At 60.6% G+C, this 16,283-nt stretch carries 16 protein-coding genes; 10 read left to right on the plus strand and 6 right to left on the minus strand.

Features of this window, described 5'->3' with window-relative positions; genetic code table 11:
- Window positions 1-137: 137 nt before the first annotated feature.
- The 3 genes from ACOQOT_RS16635 to ACOQOT_RS16645 all read left to right on the plus strand — a co-directional run bounded on the left by ACOQOT_RS16635 (window position 138) and on the right by ACOQOT_RS16645 (window position 4,025).
- Entirely contained in the window at window positions 138-2,168 is a 2,031-nt protein-coding gene (locus ACOQOT_RS16635) for a thioredoxin domain-containing protein (protein ID WP_420560271.1), read from the plus strand.
- Between the two features lie 96 nt (window positions 2,169-2,264).
- Window positions 2,265-2,978: a dienelactone hydrolase family protein gene (locus tag ACOQOT_RS16640; RefSeq protein ID WP_420560272.1), complete on the plus strand. Its 714-nt coding sequence runs from the start codon at window positions 2,265-2,267 to the stop codon at window positions 2,976-2,978.
- 72 nt (window positions 2,979-3,050) lie between these two features.
- Complete coding sequence (locus ACOQOT_RS16645; protein ID WP_420560273.1) at window positions 3,051-4,025, plus strand: quinone oxidoreductase family protein; 975 nt, start codon at window positions 3,051-3,053, stop codon at window positions 4,023-4,025.
- 131 nt (window positions 4,026-4,156) lie between these two features.
- On the opposite strand, the gene rho is transcribed toward ACOQOT_RS16645, so the two are convergent.
- The 4 genes from rho to hemE form a co-directional block, all read right to left on the minus strand.
- Window positions 4,157-5,422 carry a transcription termination factor Rho gene (rho, locus tag ACOQOT_RS16650; protein ID WP_420560274.1) on the minus strand — a complete coding sequence of 422 codons (1,266 nt, stop codon included), beginning with the start codon at window positions 5,420-5,422 and terminating at the stop codon, window positions 4,157-4,159.
- A 292-nt stretch (window positions 5,423-5,714) separates the two neighbouring features.
- On the minus strand, window positions 5,715-6,158 hold the full coding sequence (gene hemJ, locus ACOQOT_RS16655) for a protoporphyrinogen oxidase HemJ (protein ID WP_420560275.1): 444 nt from the start codon (window positions 6,156-6,158) through the stop codon (window positions 5,715-5,717).
- Window positions 6,159-6,221: 63 nt separating this feature from the next.
- A complete protein-coding gene (gene hemH, locus ACOQOT_RS16660; protein ID WP_420560276.1) occupies window positions 6,222-7,277 on the minus strand; it encodes a ferrochelatase in 1,056 nt (351 codons plus the stop codon).
- Between the two features lie 8 nt (window positions 7,278-7,285).
- Window positions 7,286-8,323 carry a uroporphyrinogen decarboxylase gene (gene hemE / locus ACOQOT_RS16665; RefSeq protein WP_420560277.1) on the minus strand — a complete coding sequence of 346 codons (1,038 nt, stop codon included), beginning with the start codon at window positions 8,321-8,323 and terminating at the stop codon, window positions 7,286-7,288.
- 738 nt (window positions 8,324-9,061) lie between these two features.
- On the opposite strand from hemE, the gene ACOQOT_RS16670 reads away from it, so the two are divergent.
- Genes ACOQOT_RS16670 through dnaQ form a run of 5 tightly spaced genes read left to right on the plus strand, consistent with a single transcriptional unit; the run spans window position 9,062 to window position 12,768 of the window.
- The gene (locus tag ACOQOT_RS16670) at window positions 9,062-9,883 is read left to right on the plus strand and encodes a pyruvate, water dikinase regulatory protein (RefSeq protein WP_420560278.1); all 822 of its coding nucleotides are present in this window, start codon (window positions 9,062-9,064) and stop codon (window positions 9,881-9,883) included.
- Window positions 9,883-10,479 carry a Maf family protein gene (locus tag ACOQOT_RS16675; protein ID WP_420560279.1) on the plus strand — a complete coding sequence of 199 codons (597 nt, stop codon included), beginning with the start codon at window positions 9,883-9,885 and terminating at the stop codon, window positions 10,477-10,479. Before ACOQOT_RS16670 ends, ACOQOT_RS16675 begins: the two co-directional genes overlap by 1 nt.
- On the plus strand, window positions 10,476-11,354 hold the full coding sequence (locus tag ACOQOT_RS16680; protein WP_420560280.1) for a shikimate dehydrogenase: 879 nt from the start codon (window positions 10,476-10,478) through the stop codon (window positions 11,352-11,354). The genes ACOQOT_RS16675 and ACOQOT_RS16680 overlap by 4 nt, the downstream gene beginning before the upstream one ends.
- A 27-nt stretch (window positions 11,355-11,381) precedes the next feature.
- Window positions 11,382-12,011 carry a dephospho-CoA kinase gene (gene coaE, locus ACOQOT_RS16685; protein ID WP_420561963.1) on the plus strand — a complete coding sequence of 210 codons (630 nt, stop codon included), beginning with the start codon at window positions 11,382-11,384 and terminating at the stop codon, window positions 12,009-12,011.
- 52 nt (window positions 12,012-12,063) lie between these two features.
- The gene (gene dnaQ / locus ACOQOT_RS16690; protein ID WP_420560281.1) at window positions 12,064-12,768 is read left to right on the plus strand and encodes a DNA polymerase III subunit epsilon; all 705 of its coding nucleotides are present in this window, start codon (window positions 12,064-12,066) and stop codon (window positions 12,766-12,768) included.
- Window positions 12,769-12,791: 23 nt separating this feature from the next.
- Here dnaQ and secB read toward each other — a convergent pair whose 3' ends face one another.
- A complete protein-coding gene (gene secB, locus ACOQOT_RS16695; RefSeq protein WP_420560282.1) occupies window positions 12,792-13,280 on the minus strand; it encodes a protein-export chaperone SecB in 489 nt (162 codons plus the stop codon).
- A 96-nt stretch (window positions 13,281-13,376) separates the two neighbouring features.
- Window positions 13,377-13,937, minus strand: coding sequence for an FxsA family protein (locus ACOQOT_RS16700; protein ID WP_420560283.1), 561 nt, complete (start codon window positions 13,935-13,937; stop codon window positions 13,377-13,379).
- 353 nt (window positions 13,938-14,290) lie between these two features.
- On the opposite strand from ACOQOT_RS16700, the gene ACOQOT_RS16705 reads away from it, so the two are divergent.
- Together ACOQOT_RS16705 and ACOQOT_RS16710 are read left to right on the plus strand one after the other, a co-directional pair.
- Window positions 14,291-15,007: a Tim44/TimA family putative adaptor protein gene (locus tag ACOQOT_RS16705; RefSeq protein WP_420560284.1), complete on the plus strand. Its 717-nt coding sequence runs from the start codon at window positions 14,291-14,293 to the stop codon at window positions 15,005-15,007.
- A gap of 4 nt (window positions 15,008-15,011) precedes the next feature.
- Entirely contained in the window at window positions 15,012-16,283 is a 1,272-nt protein-coding gene (locus ACOQOT_RS16710) for a murein transglycosylase A (protein WP_420560285.1), read from the plus strand.

Here is a 16,283-nt window from a genome sequence, read left to right on the forward strand (position 1 = left end):
CAATTCATCGACATAGAGCTTGCCGCCCTGATACCGTCCGCTACATATCGGAGGGGCGGTTTTCCTGCCCCGCGCCCGCAACGGGCTGCCCGATCCTGCGCCCCTCACGTCCCCGCGCTTCTTACGTCAAGGACCTCATGACCCAGACCCGCGCCCAGAACCAGCTTGCCAGCCAGACCAGTCCCTACCTTCTCCAGCATAAGGACAACCCTGTGCATTGGCGGCCCTGGGGCCCGGAGGCGCTGGCGGAGGCGAAAGCTTCGGGCAAGCCCATCCTGCTCTCGGTCGGCTATGCCGCCTGCCACTGGTGCCATGTCATGGCGCATGAGAGTTTCGAGAACGCCGAAATCGCCGCACTCATGAACGATCATTTCATCAATATCAAGGTCGATCGCGAAGAACGGCCCGATATCGATGCCATCTACATGTCCGCCCTGCATATGCTCGGTGAACAGGGCGGCTGGCCGCTCAGCATGTTCCTGACACCGGAGGGCGAGCCCTTCTGGGGCGGCACATACTTTCCGCCCGAGCCGCGCTATGGCCGCCCGGGCTTCCCGCAAATCCTGCAGGAAATTTCGCGCATCTTCCGCGAAGAGCCGCAAAAAGTCGACGCCAATCGCACCGCCCTGACGAAAGCGCTCCATGCCCGCTCCTTGAAGGACGCGCGCGGCACCCCGCCCCCCGATCTTGCGTCACGTGTCGCGGGCAAACTTCTGCAGGTGATGGACGCGCAGAACGGCGGCATCCAGGGCGCGCCCAAATTTCCGCAAACCGGCATTCTGACGTTGCTTTGGCGCAACTATCTGCACACGGAAGATGAGGCTTTTGCTGCACCGGTGCGTAAGGCGCTCGATCACATGTGCGAAGGCGGCATCTACGATCATTTGGGCGGCGGCTTTGCCCGCTACTCTGTCGATGCGGAATGGCTCGTGCCGCATTTCGAAAAGATGCTCTACGACAATGCCCTGCTTCTCGATCTTCTCACCCTCGTCTGGCGCACCACCGGCGATGCGCGTTATGCCGCGCGCATCGAAGAGACGGTGACCTGGATCTCCCGGGAAATGATCGCCGAAGGCGGCGGCTTTGCCGCCAGCCTCGATGCGGACAGTGAAGGCGAGGAAGGCAAATTCTATGTCTGGTCGCAGGCCGAAATCGATGCCGCGCTTGGCGAGGATGCGGCGCTTTTCAAACAGGCCTATGACATCAGCCCTGCCGGTAATTGGGAAGGCAAGAACATCCCGAACCGCCTTCACGCCGCAGATGCGCCGTTCGACACCGCCCTCGATGAAAAACTGAAACCCACCCGCCAAACGCTTCTTGCCTTGCGCGAGAAGCGCGTGCACCCCGGCTGGGACGACAAAGTCTTGAGCGACTGGAACGGTCTCGCCATCGCCGCCCTTGCCCGCGCAGGCGCCGCCTTCGAGCGGCCTGACTGGGTGGAGCTTGCCCAGCGCGCCTTCAATTTCATCACCGGCACGATGTATGTGGGCGGAAGGCTTTTCCATTCCTGGCGCCAGGCGAAACTTCAGCACCGCGCCATGGCGAACGGGCTTGCCGCGATGATCGACGCCGCTCTTGCGCTTTTCAAAGCGACAGGCGCGCGTGCCTATATCGAGCAGGCCGAAGCCTGGGTGGAAGAACTCGACACGCATTACTGGGCCGAGCCTCAAGGCGGCTATTATTTCACGCCCAATGATGCCGATGCGCTCATCACCCGCATCCGCACCGTGCAGGACGATGCAACGCCCGCCGCCAACGGCATGATGCCCGGCCTCCTCATCAAGCTTCATGCGCTGACCGGCAAGCTGCATTATCTCGAGCGTGCCGATCAGATCCTTGCCGCCTTTGCAGGAGAAGCGGAACAGAACGCCTTCCCGCTTGCCTCGTTCCTTGCCAGCCTCGACACCCGTCTTCACCTCGTGCAGATCGTGCTTATTGGCGAAGGTGAGGCGATTGCCCCTTTCCGCGCCGCTGCCGCCCGCGCCCCGCTTGGCGATTATGTGCTTGAGGAACTGGCGCCGGGAGACGACTTGCCCGATGCCCACCCCGCCAAAGGCAAAACGCAACATGAGGGCAAACCCACCGCCTATATTTGCCGCGGCGATACCTGTTCCCTGCCGGTCACCGAGCTGGCAGAGTTCGAAAAACAACTCGCCGCTGCCCGCTGACGCGCGCGCGCCAAGCAGCTAAGCTGCGCGCAGCAATCTCGAACCGGCGCGCCCTGCGCGGCCGCCGTACTTAGAAGCCATAACAGGGAGATACACATGCCCGGTAATTTTCTGCCAGGACAGGACGTCACCATCAAAGGCCCGGACGGAGATTTTTCGGGCTACCTCTCCGTGCCCAAATCCGGCTCGGGCCCCGGTATCGTCGTCATTCAGGAAATTTTCGGCGTCAACCAGGTGATGCGCGACATCACCGAATGGCTGGCCGATCAGGGATACGTGGCGCTCTGCCCCGATCTCTTCTGGCGCATCGAGCCCGGCATCCAGATCACCGACAAGACGGATGAAGAATGGAAACAGGCTTTCGATCTTTTCGGTAAGTTCGACGTCGATAAAGGCGTGACCGACATTCAGGCGACGATCGATCACCTGCGCGGACTGGAGGCCTGTACGGGCAAGGTCGGCGCGGTCGGCTATTGCCTCGGCGGCCAGCTTGCCTATCTCACCGCCGCGCGCACCAATGCGGATGCCGCCGTCGGCTATTACGGCGTCAATATTCAAAACCTGCTCGGCGAAGCAAAGAACATCAAAAAGCCGCTCGCGCTGCATGTGGCCGGCAAGGACGAGTTCGTGCCGAAAGAAGCTCAGGAGCAGATTATCGCCGGGCTGCAGGATCACCCTGAGGTCACGCTCTATACCTATCCCGAGCGCGACCACGCTTTCGCCCGTGAAGGCGGCGCGCATTATCATCCCGCCGACGCTAAAACGGCGAACACGCGCACACTCGATTTCTTCAAGAAACATCTGGGCTGACGGCCAGCTGACGGAAAGGGAGGCACGCGCCTCCCTTTTCCCTTTGCCGCGCCCCTTCAAAGGAACCGCCCCATGATCAAAGCCATCCACATCCACAAGACCGGCGGACCGGACGTCATGAAGCTCGAAGAGATCGAGCTGCCCGCCCCCGGCAAGGGCGAGGTTCGCATCCGCCATAAAGCGATCGGCGTCAACTTCATCGACACCTACCACCGCACCGGCCTTTATCCCTTGCCCCTGCCCATCGGCCTCGGGTTGGAAGCGGCCGGCATCGTCGAAGAAGTCGGCGACGGCGTGACGAACCTCAAAAAAGGCGACCGGGTGGCCTATGGCGCAGGTCCCCTCGGCGCTTATGCCGAGGCGATCAACGCCCCCGCGAACCGCATCGCCAAAGTGCCGGACGGGGTGAGCGATGAACAGGCCGCCTCCCTCATGCTGAAAGGCATGACGGTCCGCTATCTTTTCAAGGAAACCTATTCTTTGAAAAAAGGCGACACGGTGCTTTTCCACGCCGCAGCCGGCGGCGTCGGCCTCATTGCCTGCCAATGGGCGAAGGATATGGGCGTGACGCTGATCGGCACCGCAGGCTCGGATGAAAAATGCGCCCTCGCCAAATCCCATGGCGCGGCCCATGTCATCAATTATTCCAAGGAAGATGTCGTCGCCCGGGTGAAAGAGATCACCGATGGCCAAGGCGTGCCCGTGGTTTATGACGGGGTCGGCAAGGACACATTCGAAATCTCTCTCGACTGTCTTTCCCGGCGCGGCCTCCTTGCCACTTTCGGCAATGCCTCGGGGCCCGTCACGGGGGTCAATCTCGGCATTCTCACCCAAAAAGGGTCGGTCTATGTCACCCGCCCCTCGATGATGGATTATCTCGTCACTGACGAGGAGCTTGCCGCCACCACCGCCGATGTCTTCGACGCGGTCGCGCGCGGCGCCATCAAAATCGATGTGAACCAGCGCTACGCCCTGAAAGACGCCGTCCAGGCCCATAAGGATCTGGAGGGCCGCAAGACCACCGGCGCGAGCGTGCTTCTGCCTTAAACGGCGGATTGGAGGAATTCGGTCCTCAAAAGGGCCGAAGATTCTCTTATAACGAAGATTGGGACCTTAAAAAGATTCACCCCGGGAAAATTCCCGGGGTGTTTTAACTTCTAAGTAACCGTAAGTCCCGATCAAGTATTCATACTATCGAAGAACTCGGCATTATTTTTCGTCTGCTTCAGCTTGTCGAGCAGGAACTCGATGGCGTCCACCGTGCCCATCGGGTTGAGAATCCGGCGCAGCACATACATCTTCTGCAGCTCGGCCTTGTCGATAAGAAGCTCTTCTTTCCGGGTACCGGATTTGAGAATATCCATGGCCGGGAAGACGCGCTTGTCGGCCACCTTCCGGTCGAGCACGATTTCCGAGTTACCCGTGCCTTTGAATTCCTCGAAGATCACTTCGTCCATGCGGCTGCCGGTATCGATCAGCGCCGTGGCGATGATGGTGAGCGAGCCGCCTTCCTCGATATTACGCGCGGCACCGAAGAAGCGTTTCGGGCGCTGCAGGGCATTGGCGTCCACACCGCCGGTCAGCACCTTGCCCGAGCTCGGCACCACCGTGTTATAGGCGCGCCCGAGACGGGTGATGGAATCGAGCAGGATCACCACATCACGCCCATGTTCGACCAGGCGCTTGGCTTTCTCGATCACCATTTCGGCAACTTGGACGTGGCGCACCGCCGGCTCGTCGAAGGTCGAGGAAATCACTTCCCCCTTCACCGAGCGCTGCATATCCGTCACTTCTTCCGGCCGCTCGTCGATGAGCAGCACGATCAGATAGCATTCAGGATGATTGGCGGTGATGGAATGGGCGATATTCTGCAGCAGCACCGTCTTACCCGTGCGCGGCGGCGCAACGATCAGCGCGCGTTGGCCTTTGCCGAGCGGCGCCACCATATCGATTACGCGGGCGGAACGGTCTTTCAGAGTGGGGTCTTCCACCTCCATCTCGATCTTCTCATCCGGATAGAGCGGCGTCAGATTGTCGAAATGGACTTTGTGGCGGGTCTTTTCCGGCGATTCAAAATTGATCGTGTTGACCTTGAGCAGCGCGAAATAGCGCTCGCCGTCTTTCGGACCGCGGATCTCCCCTTCCACCGTATCGCCCGTGCGCAGCGAAAAGCGCCGGATCTGCGAGGGGGAGACATAAATGTCATCCGGGCCCGGCAGATAGTTGGCCTGCGGCGAGCGCAGAAAGCCGAACCCGTCCTGCAGCACTTCCACCACCCCTTCACCGATAATATCGATGCCCTGTTCGGCCAGTTTTTTCAAAATGGCGAACATCATGTCCTGGGTGCGCAGCGTGCTGGCATTTTCCACTTCCAGCTCTTCGGCAAACGCCAGAAGTTCCGTGGGGGATTTGGACTTGAGATCCTGCAGTTTAATCTGCTGCATGAAGCTGACCTTGAGCTTGAAAGAAACCGCGCGGACCCGGTTTCGAATGATTTGAGAAAAGTCTGAAGGCGGGAAGTCGGAACCCTTCACCCGGCCCGGCTGCTAAGCGGCCAATGCCTTGTGTGAGCTCTCTCTCGCTCTCACCTGCCGGCCCAGAAATGTGATGAAATGTCTGTCCCGGAGATGAGCGGCGGCGCCACAGAAACGGCGCGCCGGACCGTTGTGATCGGCCAACGGGAGAAATATACGTCAAAAGCCGCCGATTACAAACAGTCTCGGACGCACAATTGTGTCAAAAGGGCCGCACAATCACCATGATGACAATAAAAATGGTCAGCAGCGGCGGCACTTCATTGGCGATGCGCAGGAATTTCGATGTGTGCGGGCGCTCATCGGCCGCGTAAAGCCGGCACCATTTCGTCAGCACCCCGTGATAGGCGGACATGACGATGACCAGCGTCAGCTTCACATGAAACCATCCCTCGGAAAGAAGCGAGGGAATGGTGAGAATAAGCAAAATGCCGAAGAGCCAGGTCGCGCCCATCGCCGGATTGACGATGCGCTTTAAAAGCAGTTCTTCCATGCGCTTATAATTCTCCGAGAGCACCGATCCTGTTTCGGTTTCGGAATGATATACGTAAAGCCTTGGAAGATAATACATTCCCGCCATCCAGAAGATGACGGAGATGATGTGAAACGCCTTGGTCCAGAGATAAAAGGGCTGCAGAAATTCCATCGTTCCGGTTTCGACTCTTTTAAGTTTTGATCCCTAGAGCCCCGCTGGAAGGCTTTTCTTCCGTCAGGAAATCCCGGCAATCGCCCGCCCGGCCGTGCACACATGCCCCGGCGCATCTTCCGGGCAGAGCACACCGGTGCTGGCGAGACTCTCAAGCACCAGCCGCGCCAGCCCGTCGATGAAGGGCCGCTCGGTGCCGACAGCCGCAACGCGCACATAAGCCGGCACCCCGCTTTCCCGCGCCAGTTTGCCATATTCGATATCGAGCTCCACCAGGGTTTCCGAATGTTCGGAGACAAAAGCGATGGGCACGACGACCAGCGCCTTACCCTCGGCCCCCGCCCGCTCGATTTCCTTATCCGTCGCAGGCCCGATCCATTCGAGCGGCCCAACCCGGCTTTGATAGCAGGTTTGCCAGTCGAGCCCGGGAATGGCGAGCTCATTGACAATCGCCGCGCAGCTTTGCTCGACCTGAGCCTGATAAGGATCGCCGTCTTCGATGACTTTTTTCGGCAGGCCATGGGCGGAAAAGAGCACCCGGGCTTTTTCCGGCCCGCCTGCTTCTGCCAAAGCCGGACGGATCAGACTTACATAAGAAGAAATGAAACCAGGTTCGGCCGGATAACAGCACACCACATGAACGGGTGCTTTCAACCCGGCTTCCCCCGCCGCGCGCATCCAATCCTTGAACGAGGATTCGGTCGTTGTCGTCGAATATTGCGGATAAAGCGGCAGGAGGACGATTTCATCGGCGCCCCAGGCTTTCACCTGCGCTGCCGCGTCATCGGCAAAGGGATGCCAGTAGCGCATGGCAAGAAAGGTCTTTGCCTCGATCTCCCCCGCCGCCGCCTGGTCTGCCAGCACCTCTTCCAGCGCCCGGCCTTGTGCTTCAGTCAGCGGCACGAGCGGCGAGCCGCCGCCAAGCTCCGCATAAATTTCCCGGGCAATTGGCGCGCGGCGTTTCGAAATCAGCTTGGCGAGCAAAAAGCGGAACGGATTGGGAATGCGGATGATCGCCGGATCGTTGAAGAGATTGAACAGGAAGGGCTGCACCGCTTCGGGCCTGTCCGGCCCGCCCAAATTCATCAATACGATGGCAACTTTGCGCCGTCCGGTCATGGGATCGCTCATCTGAAATTACGGATGAAGTCCAAGAGCTCCGCCACATGCTCAGGCGGGGTCTGCGGCACGATGCCGTGGCCAAGATTGAAAATGAAAGGCCCGTCCCCCAGTGCTTCGAGAATGCGCGCGGCGGCGGTTTTCATTTCCTCCCCGCCTGCCACGAGAAGCAGCGGATCGAGATTGCCCTGCACCGGCCCCAAAGGCTGCACCGTGTCCCGCGCCCATTCAGGCGCAATCGCCGTGTCGAGACTGACGGCGCTCACCCCCGTTGCTTTGAAATAGTCCGCATAAGCCGGCCCCGCCCCTTTCGGGAACGCGATGACGGGGATATGGGGCGCTGCCTCTTTCAGCCGCGCGCGGATCTGGCGCACGGGCTCGACACACCAGCGCTCGAAATGGGCGGGCGGCAGGGAACCGGCCCAGGTATCGAAAAGCTGAATGGCTTCCGCCCCCGCCTCGATCTGAGCGAGAAGATAATCGCCCGTCGCCTCGATGAGGAGATCGATCAGTACCTGAAACTCGTCCGGCGCGCGGTAAGCCCAGAGCTTTGCCGCCGCCTGATCCGGCGAGCCGCGCCCGCCCACCATATAGGTCGCAACGGTCCAGGGCGCCCCGGCAAAGCCGATCAGCGCCGTCTCACCCGGCAATTCCTTGGAAAGCCGCCGCACGGTTTCAAAGACCGGGGCAAGATGTTCAAGCAGCCCTTCCTTGCTCAAAGCGGAGAGCTCCTGCGGATTGGTGACAGGCTTCAACACCGGGCCGATCCCCTCTTCGAACCGCACGTCCTGGCCGAGCGCATCCGGGATCACGAGAATGTCGGAAAAGAGGATCGAAGCGTCGAAGCCGTAGCGGCGGATCGGCTGCAGCGTGACCTCAACCGCGAAATCCGGCGTATAGCAAAGATCGAGAAAACTGCCTGCCTCTTTGCGCACCTGCCGGTATTCGGGCAGGTATCGCCCTGCCTGGCGCATCATCCAGATCGGGGGCACATCGAAGGATTGGCCTTCCAGGGCGGCGAGAAATTTCTTCTTGGGCTCGGTCACGTCATTGCCTGTTTGTCACGCCAGCCGGATAGGAAGGACTGGCCGTCTTCATTTCCCGTCTTGCTTACATGCTCGCGTCTTGAATTGCGAGCTTGCAGGTTGCCGCAGGCATCGTCCCTTGCCAGGTCCCTTCGGAAGCTTGCTTCCTTAAAAGCGCTTATTGGAGGTCCCCGGTTTATCCACGAGTCTTCTTCCAATCTAAATATCTCTTAGAAGGATGTGGTGGGTAGTGGTTGCCTGTGGATGGTGAGGATTAAATTTGGTCCGGATTCCGCTCACATCAAGCGTAAGGTGAAAATCTTCTGCGTCCTTTCCCGCTCGGCTGTGCAAAAGCGGCGGGACAGGAAAAAGCAGGCAGGATTCCAATGGTTTGAATATGAGGCTCCCGATTGTGGAAAACGGGGAGGACGTGAATGAACCGGAGCCGGAATTTCAGTTACGCACTTATCCTCTTTATCCCCAAGGGCACGCGCGCATCTGTTCAGAGAGGAACGAGTCTGTTCGCCGAAAAGGTCTTGCCGGGGATGAAAAATTGGGCGCCCTTTTAACCCCCGCCTTGCCCCCGTTACCCACAGTTTTCCACAAGCCGGGCGCCAATATGCGCAGCGCCTTCCTCAACTGGCGCAAATAAGAACGCCAGGGAAAAAACTGGCACCTACCGGTCTCAATCAGTAGCTTCTCTCCCAAAGACATTCCCGGGTGCGGCGCTGCCCTGCCCGGTAATCAAGGACAGGGTGCATGGCCGGACGGCGCGTTTTTCATCTTCATCTGGTCTCCGACGCGACAGGGGAAACCTTGAACGCGGTCGCGCGCGCGGCCTGCGCGCAATATGAAGATGTGCGGGCGATCGAACATGTCTATGCGCTGGTGCGCGGGCCCAAGCAGCTCGAGCGGGCGTTGGGGGAAATCGAAGAAGCGCCGGGCATGGTCATGTTCACCATGGTGAATGATGATTTGCGCGCGAAACTTGAAAAGCGCTGTCTGGAGCTTGAAGTGCCCTGCATCAGTGTGCTCGATCCGGCGATCAATGCGCTCGGCTCTTATCTCGGCCGCGAGATTTCGCACAAGCCCGGCGGCCAGCACATTATGGATCAGGAATATTTCGACCGGATCGCCGCGCTCAATTTCACCATGGCCCATGATGACGGTCAGAGCCCCGGCGATCTCGATGACGCGGATGTCATTCTGGTCGGTGTCTCGCGCACCTCAAAAACCCCGACCTGCATCTATCTGGCGAACCGCGGCATCAAGGCGGCAAACATTCCGCTCGTGCCGAATATTCCTCTGCCGCCGGAACTGGGTACCGCGAAAAAGCCCCTCATCATCGGTCTCGTTGCCAACCCGGAACGCCTCATTCAGATCCGCCGCAACCGGCTCTTGTCGCTGAACGAAAAAACCGAAACCGATTATGTGGACCGCGAGGCGGTGGCCGCGGAAGTCGCCCATGCCCGCAAACTTTACAGCCGTAATGGCTGGCCGGTGATCGATGTGACCCGCCGCTCGATCGAGGAAACGGCCGCCGCCGTGCTCAATCTTTATACCCGCAAGGAGAATGCGTGATGGGGGATCATCTGCCGCTTCTTCTGGCCTCCGCCAGCCAGGTCCGTGCCGATCTTTTGCACGGGGCGGGCCTGCCTTTCGATATTTGCGTCTCGCCCGTCGATGAGGACGAGGCCAAGCAGCGCCTGTCGCGCGAGCCCGATGCGCTGGCAATGGAACTTGCAAAACTGAAAGCCTGCGCGGTCTCCCTCGACACGCCCGCCACCCTTGTCATCGGCGCCGATCAGGTGCTTTCCTGTGAGGGGAAAAAATTCGACAAGCCCCGCGACATGAAGGAAGCGCGTAAGAACCTGTCCTTCTTCCGGGGCAAGACCCATACGCTCCATTCCGCCGTCACCCTGGCGCTTGATGGTGAGATCGTCTGGTCGCATGGGGACCGCGCGCATTTGACCATGCGCGATTTTTCCGATGCCTTTCTCGATCATTATCTGCGCCAGGCGGGGGAGAAAATTCTCAAAAGCGTGGGCTGCTATCAGCTCGAAAGCGTGGGCGTGCAGCTATTCGAGAAAATCGACGGGGTCTATTTCACGATCCTCGGCCTGCCGCTTTTGCCGCTCTTGGAAGAATTGCGCGCCAGAAAAGTGATCCTCGCATGAGTGAGAAATCTGCACGCACGCCTACGGACCGTACGGCCGAACGCCGCGTCTGTGTTATCGGCTGGCCGGTGGACCATTCCCGCTCGCCGCTGATCCATAATCACTGGATCGCCGAGCACGGGATTGAAAACGCCGTTTATGAAAAACTCGCCGTGCCGCCGGAAGAAGCTGAGGAAACATTGCAGGGTCTCGATGCGCGCGGCTTTATCGGCGCCAATGTCACCGTCCCGCATAAGGAAACGGCCTTCGCCGCCATTCCCCGCCACGATAAAATGGCCTCCCGCGTGCGCGCGGTGAACACGCTCGTCAAAACGGATGAGGGATGGGAAGGGCGCAATACCGATGGCTATGGGTTCATCGCCAATTTGAAAGAAGGCGCGCCCGATTGGCAGAAGAACAAGCCGGCTGTCATTGTCGGGGCGGGCGGCGCCTCGCGCGCCGTTATCGCCGCGCTGTGGGAAGAGGGCGTCAACGATATCCGCCTTATCAACCGCACGCGGCTGAAATCGGAAAAACTGGCAGGCGATCAAGGCATCCCGCTTCTCGTTGTCGATTGGGAAAACCGCAATCAGGCGCTGCCCGGCGCCGGCCTTCTCGTCAATACGACTTCGCTCGGCATGAAGGGAAGCGAGCCGCTCGATATCGATTTAAGCGGGCTGAGCAAAGAAGCGGTGGTGACGGACATCGTCTATACCCCGCTCATCACGCCGCTGCTTGAAGCGGCGCGCGCGCGCGGCAATCCCATTGTCGACGGGCTCGGCATGCTGCTGCATCAGGCGGTGCCTGGGTTTGAGGCCTGGTTCGGCGTGCGCCCGGAAGTCACGCCTGCGCTGCGCAAACTCATTCTGGACGATCTTGGACAAAAAGAAGACTGAACGAAGAAGAACGCTATGAAAAACGATGTGCTTCTCATTGGCCTGACGGGCTCGATCGGAATGGGAAAATCCGAAACCGCCAAAATGTTCGCAAGGCTCGGCGTGCCGGTCTATGACGCAGATGCCGCCGTGCACGAACTTTATGCCCCGGGCGGCGCGGCGGTTGCCCCGCTTGAAGAAGCCTTTCCCGGCACGGTGAAGGACGGCACGGTCGACCGCGAGGAGCTTTCCAAACGCGTGCTCGGTAAACCGGAAGAACTGAAAAAACTCGAAGCCATCGTCCACCCGCTAGTGGGCCAAGTGCAGCGCGCTTTCCTGCAAAAAGCCATGGCTGAGGATCAGCCCATGGTGCTGCTCGACATCCCGCTTCTTTTTGAAACGGGCGGGCGCGAGCGGGTGGATGTCATCGTTGTCGTCTCCGCCCCTTACGAGGTGCAGCGCGAGCGGGTGCTTGCCCGGCCCGGCATGAGCGCGGAAAAATTCGATGCGATCCATGCCAAGCAGGTGCCCGACGCGGAGAAGCGTGCCGGGGCCGATTTCATCGTCGAAACGGACAAGGGCCTCGAGCATGCGTTCGAGCAGGTCAAAGAAATCGTGAATAAATTGCAGGGCCGGCCCGGCAAGATTTTGCCCAAGATGCTGGCGCAAATGGGCTAGACTCGGATCCCGCGCGGGGGTGCGCGCGGGTACGATGAGATGAGGGGAAGCCATGCGGGAAATCGTTCTCGATACGGAAACGACGGGCATCAGCGCGGCGGACGGGCACCGGCTGGTGGAAATCGGCTGTGTCGAGCTCGACAATCATGTGCCGACGGGCCGCGTCTTTCATGAATATCTGAACCCCCAGCGCGAGGTCGATGCAGGCGCACTGGAAGTGCACGGGCTTTCCAACGAGTTCCTCTCCGACAAGCCGCTCTTTGCCGATATTGCCGACCGGTTTCTGGAATTTGTCGGCGACGCGCCGCTCGTCATTCACAATGCCGCCTTCGATATGGGCTTTCTCAATGCGGAGCTGAAACGGCTCGGCCGTCCGCCGCTTCCCGATGAACAGGCCATCGACACGCTGGCCATTGCGCGGCGCAAATTCGCCGGCGCGCAAAATTCGCTCGATGCGCTATGCCGCCGTTTCGGCATCGACAATTCCAACCGCACGAAACACGGCGCGCTGCTCGATAGCGAGCTTCTGGCGGAAGTTTACCTGGAGCTTGTGGGCGGGCGGCAATTCGGCCTCGGCCTTGCCGGCCAGAAAGATGCGGGCGGCGAGGCCGGCATGCATATGCTCTCGCGCCTGCCCAAACGCGAGCCGAGGCCCAAACCGCTTAGCCCTCGTCTCAGCGAAACCGAACGCGAAAGCCATGCCGCTTTCGTTGCAAGCTTCGGCGCGCCCGCGCTCTGGACCAGCTCGAAAAACTAAACCCCTATCAGGCGCCGCAGCTGTTACGCGTCAGGCGTTGCCTGGGCGCTTGCTTCGGCCTGTGCCTGCGCCATTTGCTGACGGTAGAGACCGGAGAAATCGATCGGGTCGATCATCAGCGGCGGGAAGCCGCCATCGCGCACCACATCGGCAACGATCCGCCGCGCGAAGGGGAAGATCTGACGCGGGCATTCGATGAGCAGCACCGGCTGCAGGCTTTCCTGAGGAATATTGGCGAGCCGGAAGATGCCGGAATAGACGAGCTCGACGATGAAGAGCTGCTTGTCCTCGGATTTCGCATCCACGTTCAGCTTCAGGTCGACTTCATAGTCGCTTTCGGCCAGCTTGCGCACGCCGACATCCACATGAACGGAAATCTGGGGCGGCCCGCTTTGCTGAGTGAGGGAGTGCGGCGCGTTCGGGCTTTCGAAGGACAGATCCTTGATATACTGGGTTACGACGCGCAGCTGCGGCCCGTTTTCTTCTGCCGCGTTGGTATCCGTTTCACTCATTGCCTGATCCGCCTCTCGATTGCAGGAAAGGAGGTTGGGCTAACACGGAACGGCCTGCCTCACAAGCGCGCAGCGCTCCGCCGCCCGCGCGCGAACTCAAGTCCGCCAAGGCGAATTGGGGTTGGGTTCGCCCTTTCCGGGCCGTCTCTCCTCGCCCTCTTCTTCGATGACTTCCCCTTCGATAATGGGTCCGCCCCGGCCGGGCTTGCCGCCAAAGGGATCGTGAGTAAAAGGATCGTGGCCGGGAGGTTGGCGCCCGGGACCCATACCGGGACCTGCGCCATAGACATGCACCTGCCCGCGCGCCATCAGCGCATGTAAAATCTTTTTGCCGAGCGCCAGGCGGATGCCGGGCACGAAAAGCAAAAGGCCGACCGTGTCGGTGATGAAGCCGGGGGTCAGCAGCAAGATCCCGGCGACCGCCAGAAAAAGCCCGTGCACCATTTGCTCCACCGGCAACTGACCTTCATTCATCGAGGCCTGCGCCTTGGCGAAAGTGGCAAGCCCCTGCGCTCTTAGGAGCCAAGTCCCCGCAAAGGCGGTGGCGATAACGATGGCGAGCGTCGGCACGACGCCGATGGCGGAGCCAGCCTCGATGAAGACCGCGATTTCCGCGATCGGAACGCCAACGAAAAGAAGAAAAAGGAGTAAGGGCATAAAGATCAGGGACTTTCTGTCGTTTCATGTGCACGCGCCCGGCGGCGGGCTTTTGCGCCAAATCGGGCCGGAAAAGCCACACTTTGCGCGCCTGCGGCAGCGGGGCGCACTTTTCTGCGGATAATCTGGCATTAGGTCGCTACTTGGCCTAGGTTATAGAGAACATATGTGGTGAAAAAGGGACCGTGCCAAGCACAGGACGGCGAGTGAGCCGTTGATAAGAGAAGACGGCGCGCGGGCTCTTTCGAAAACCACTGGCAAAAGCCGCTGGCAAAAGCCCAGAGGAAAGAGCCGAAAGCAAGCGAGCGTTCGCGCGAAGCCCCGCGCTTGAAACGCACCAAAGGAACGGTTTCATGGGAAACGGCTTCGACCTACTCAATCTCATTCTGCTGATCGCCGCGGTTGTGGTCTTCTGGCGGCTGCGCTCCGTGCTCGGCCAGCGCACCGGCCATGAGCGCCGGCCTTACGATCCTTATTCGGCCTCGAATGGCCGCGGCCCGCAGGAAGAAGCCGACGGCAAAGCGGATAGCGACGGCAAGGTCATTCCCATGCCCGGCCGCGCCGTGCCGCCCGCGCAGGAGGGTCCGCTTTCCGGGCGCCTGCAGCATGTCGAGCCCGGCGCCCAGCAGGGCCTGACGGAAATCGCGCTGACCGACCGCATGTTCGATCCGGAAGCGTTTCTGGAAGGCGCGCGCGCCGCTTATGAAATGATCGTCACGGCCTATGCTGAAGGTGACCGGGAGACGCTGCGCCCGCTGCTTTCCGATGGCGTCTATGCAAGTTTCGAAGGCGCGATCAGCGCGCGGGAAGAAAAGAAACTGAAAGTCGAGTTTGCCCTGATCGGGCTGAAATCGGCGGATGTCAAAACCGCCAAGCTTGCCGATACGAAGGCGCGGATCGGCGTCAAATTTGTCTCCGAACAATCGAGCGTCACGAAAAACGAAGACGGTATCGTTGTCGAAGGCGATCCGGTGACCGTGCATACCGTCACCGATATCTGGACCTTCGAGCGTGACACGCGCAGCCGCGACCCGAACTGGCAGGTCGTGGCGACGGAAGCCGGCGCCTGAGGCGATGATCTGCCGATGGGCCGCGCCGCGCCTTTTCCCCGCCAAACCGGCGCTTGTGGCCGTCTTCACGGCCGCTTTGGCGCTTGCCGCCTGTGCCGAGCAGGAAAAGAAGACCGAGCCGCCTGCTGCCCAAAAGGGGCCTGAGGCGGTGGCGGAAACCTCTCTTACCCGGATTTCCTTTGCCGAGCTGCCCGGCTGGCAGGGCGATGATCATGCCGAAGCGCTGGCCGCCTTCCGGCGCACCTGCCCCGTCATTGCCGCCCGGCCCGTCAGCGCGCCGCTCGATCCGCGCATGGACGGCAAAGCCGGGCTTTCGGGTCCCGCCGGGGCTTGGGCCGGGGTTTGCGCCCAGGCCGAGCGGGTTGCCGCGAAAGAGGCCCGCGCGTTTTTCGAGAGCCAGTTCACGCCTTATGCGCTGGCAGCGGGCGGAAAAGAGACAGGCCTGTTCACCGGCTATTACGAACCGGAGTTTAAAGCGGCCCGCGCGCCGGGCGGTGCCTATCAAACCCCTCTGCGCGGCAAGCCGGTGGATCTTCAGACCATCGATCTTGGCGCGTTCGACCCCGAGCTTGAAGGCAAACGCATCCGGGGCCGGGTGGAAGGCGCGCGTTTCGTGCCTTATCCCGACCGGGCGAGCATCGAGGCGGGCAATGTAGGCCCGGGCGCTAAGCCCTTCGTCTGGCTCGCCGATCCGGTGGACGCTTTTTTCCTGCATATTCAAGGCTCTGGCCGCCTTCTCATGGAAGACGGGACAGCCATGCGGGTCGGCTTTGCGGCAAAGAACGGGCGGCCCTATACGCCCATTGGCCGGGTCATGGCAGAGCGCGGATTCCTCGTCCGCGAAAATATCTCCATGCAGTCGATTCGCGATTGGCTGAAAAACAACCCGGAAAAGCGCCAGGCGATCTTGAACGAGAACCGCTCCTATATTTTCTTCCAGGAAATCGAGGGTTCCGATCCGGCGCTTGGGCCGGTTGGCGCGGCAGGCCGCCAGCTCACCCCCTGGCGCTCGCTGGCGGTGGACCGGGCGGTCCATGGCCTCGGCGCCCTCCTTTGGCTCGAGACGGAACTGCCGGGCGGTCAGCCCTTCCGCCAGCTCATGGTGGCGCAGGATACGGGCTCGGCCATCAAAGGGCCCATCCGGGGTGACATCTTCATGGGCTCGGGAGAAGCCGCAGGTGAGATCGCGGGCAAGATGGCAGAGGAAGGCCGGCTCTTTCTGCTCCTGCCGAAATCTGCGGGCGCTGCGGCGTCTTTGAGCTCCCCGCGAGGCTGA

The organism is Tepidicaulis sp. (assembly GCF_965222285.1).
In the GTDB taxonomy this organism is placed as follows: domain Bacteria; phylum Pseudomonadota; class Alphaproteobacteria; order Parvibaculales; family Parvibaculaceae; genus Tepidicaulis.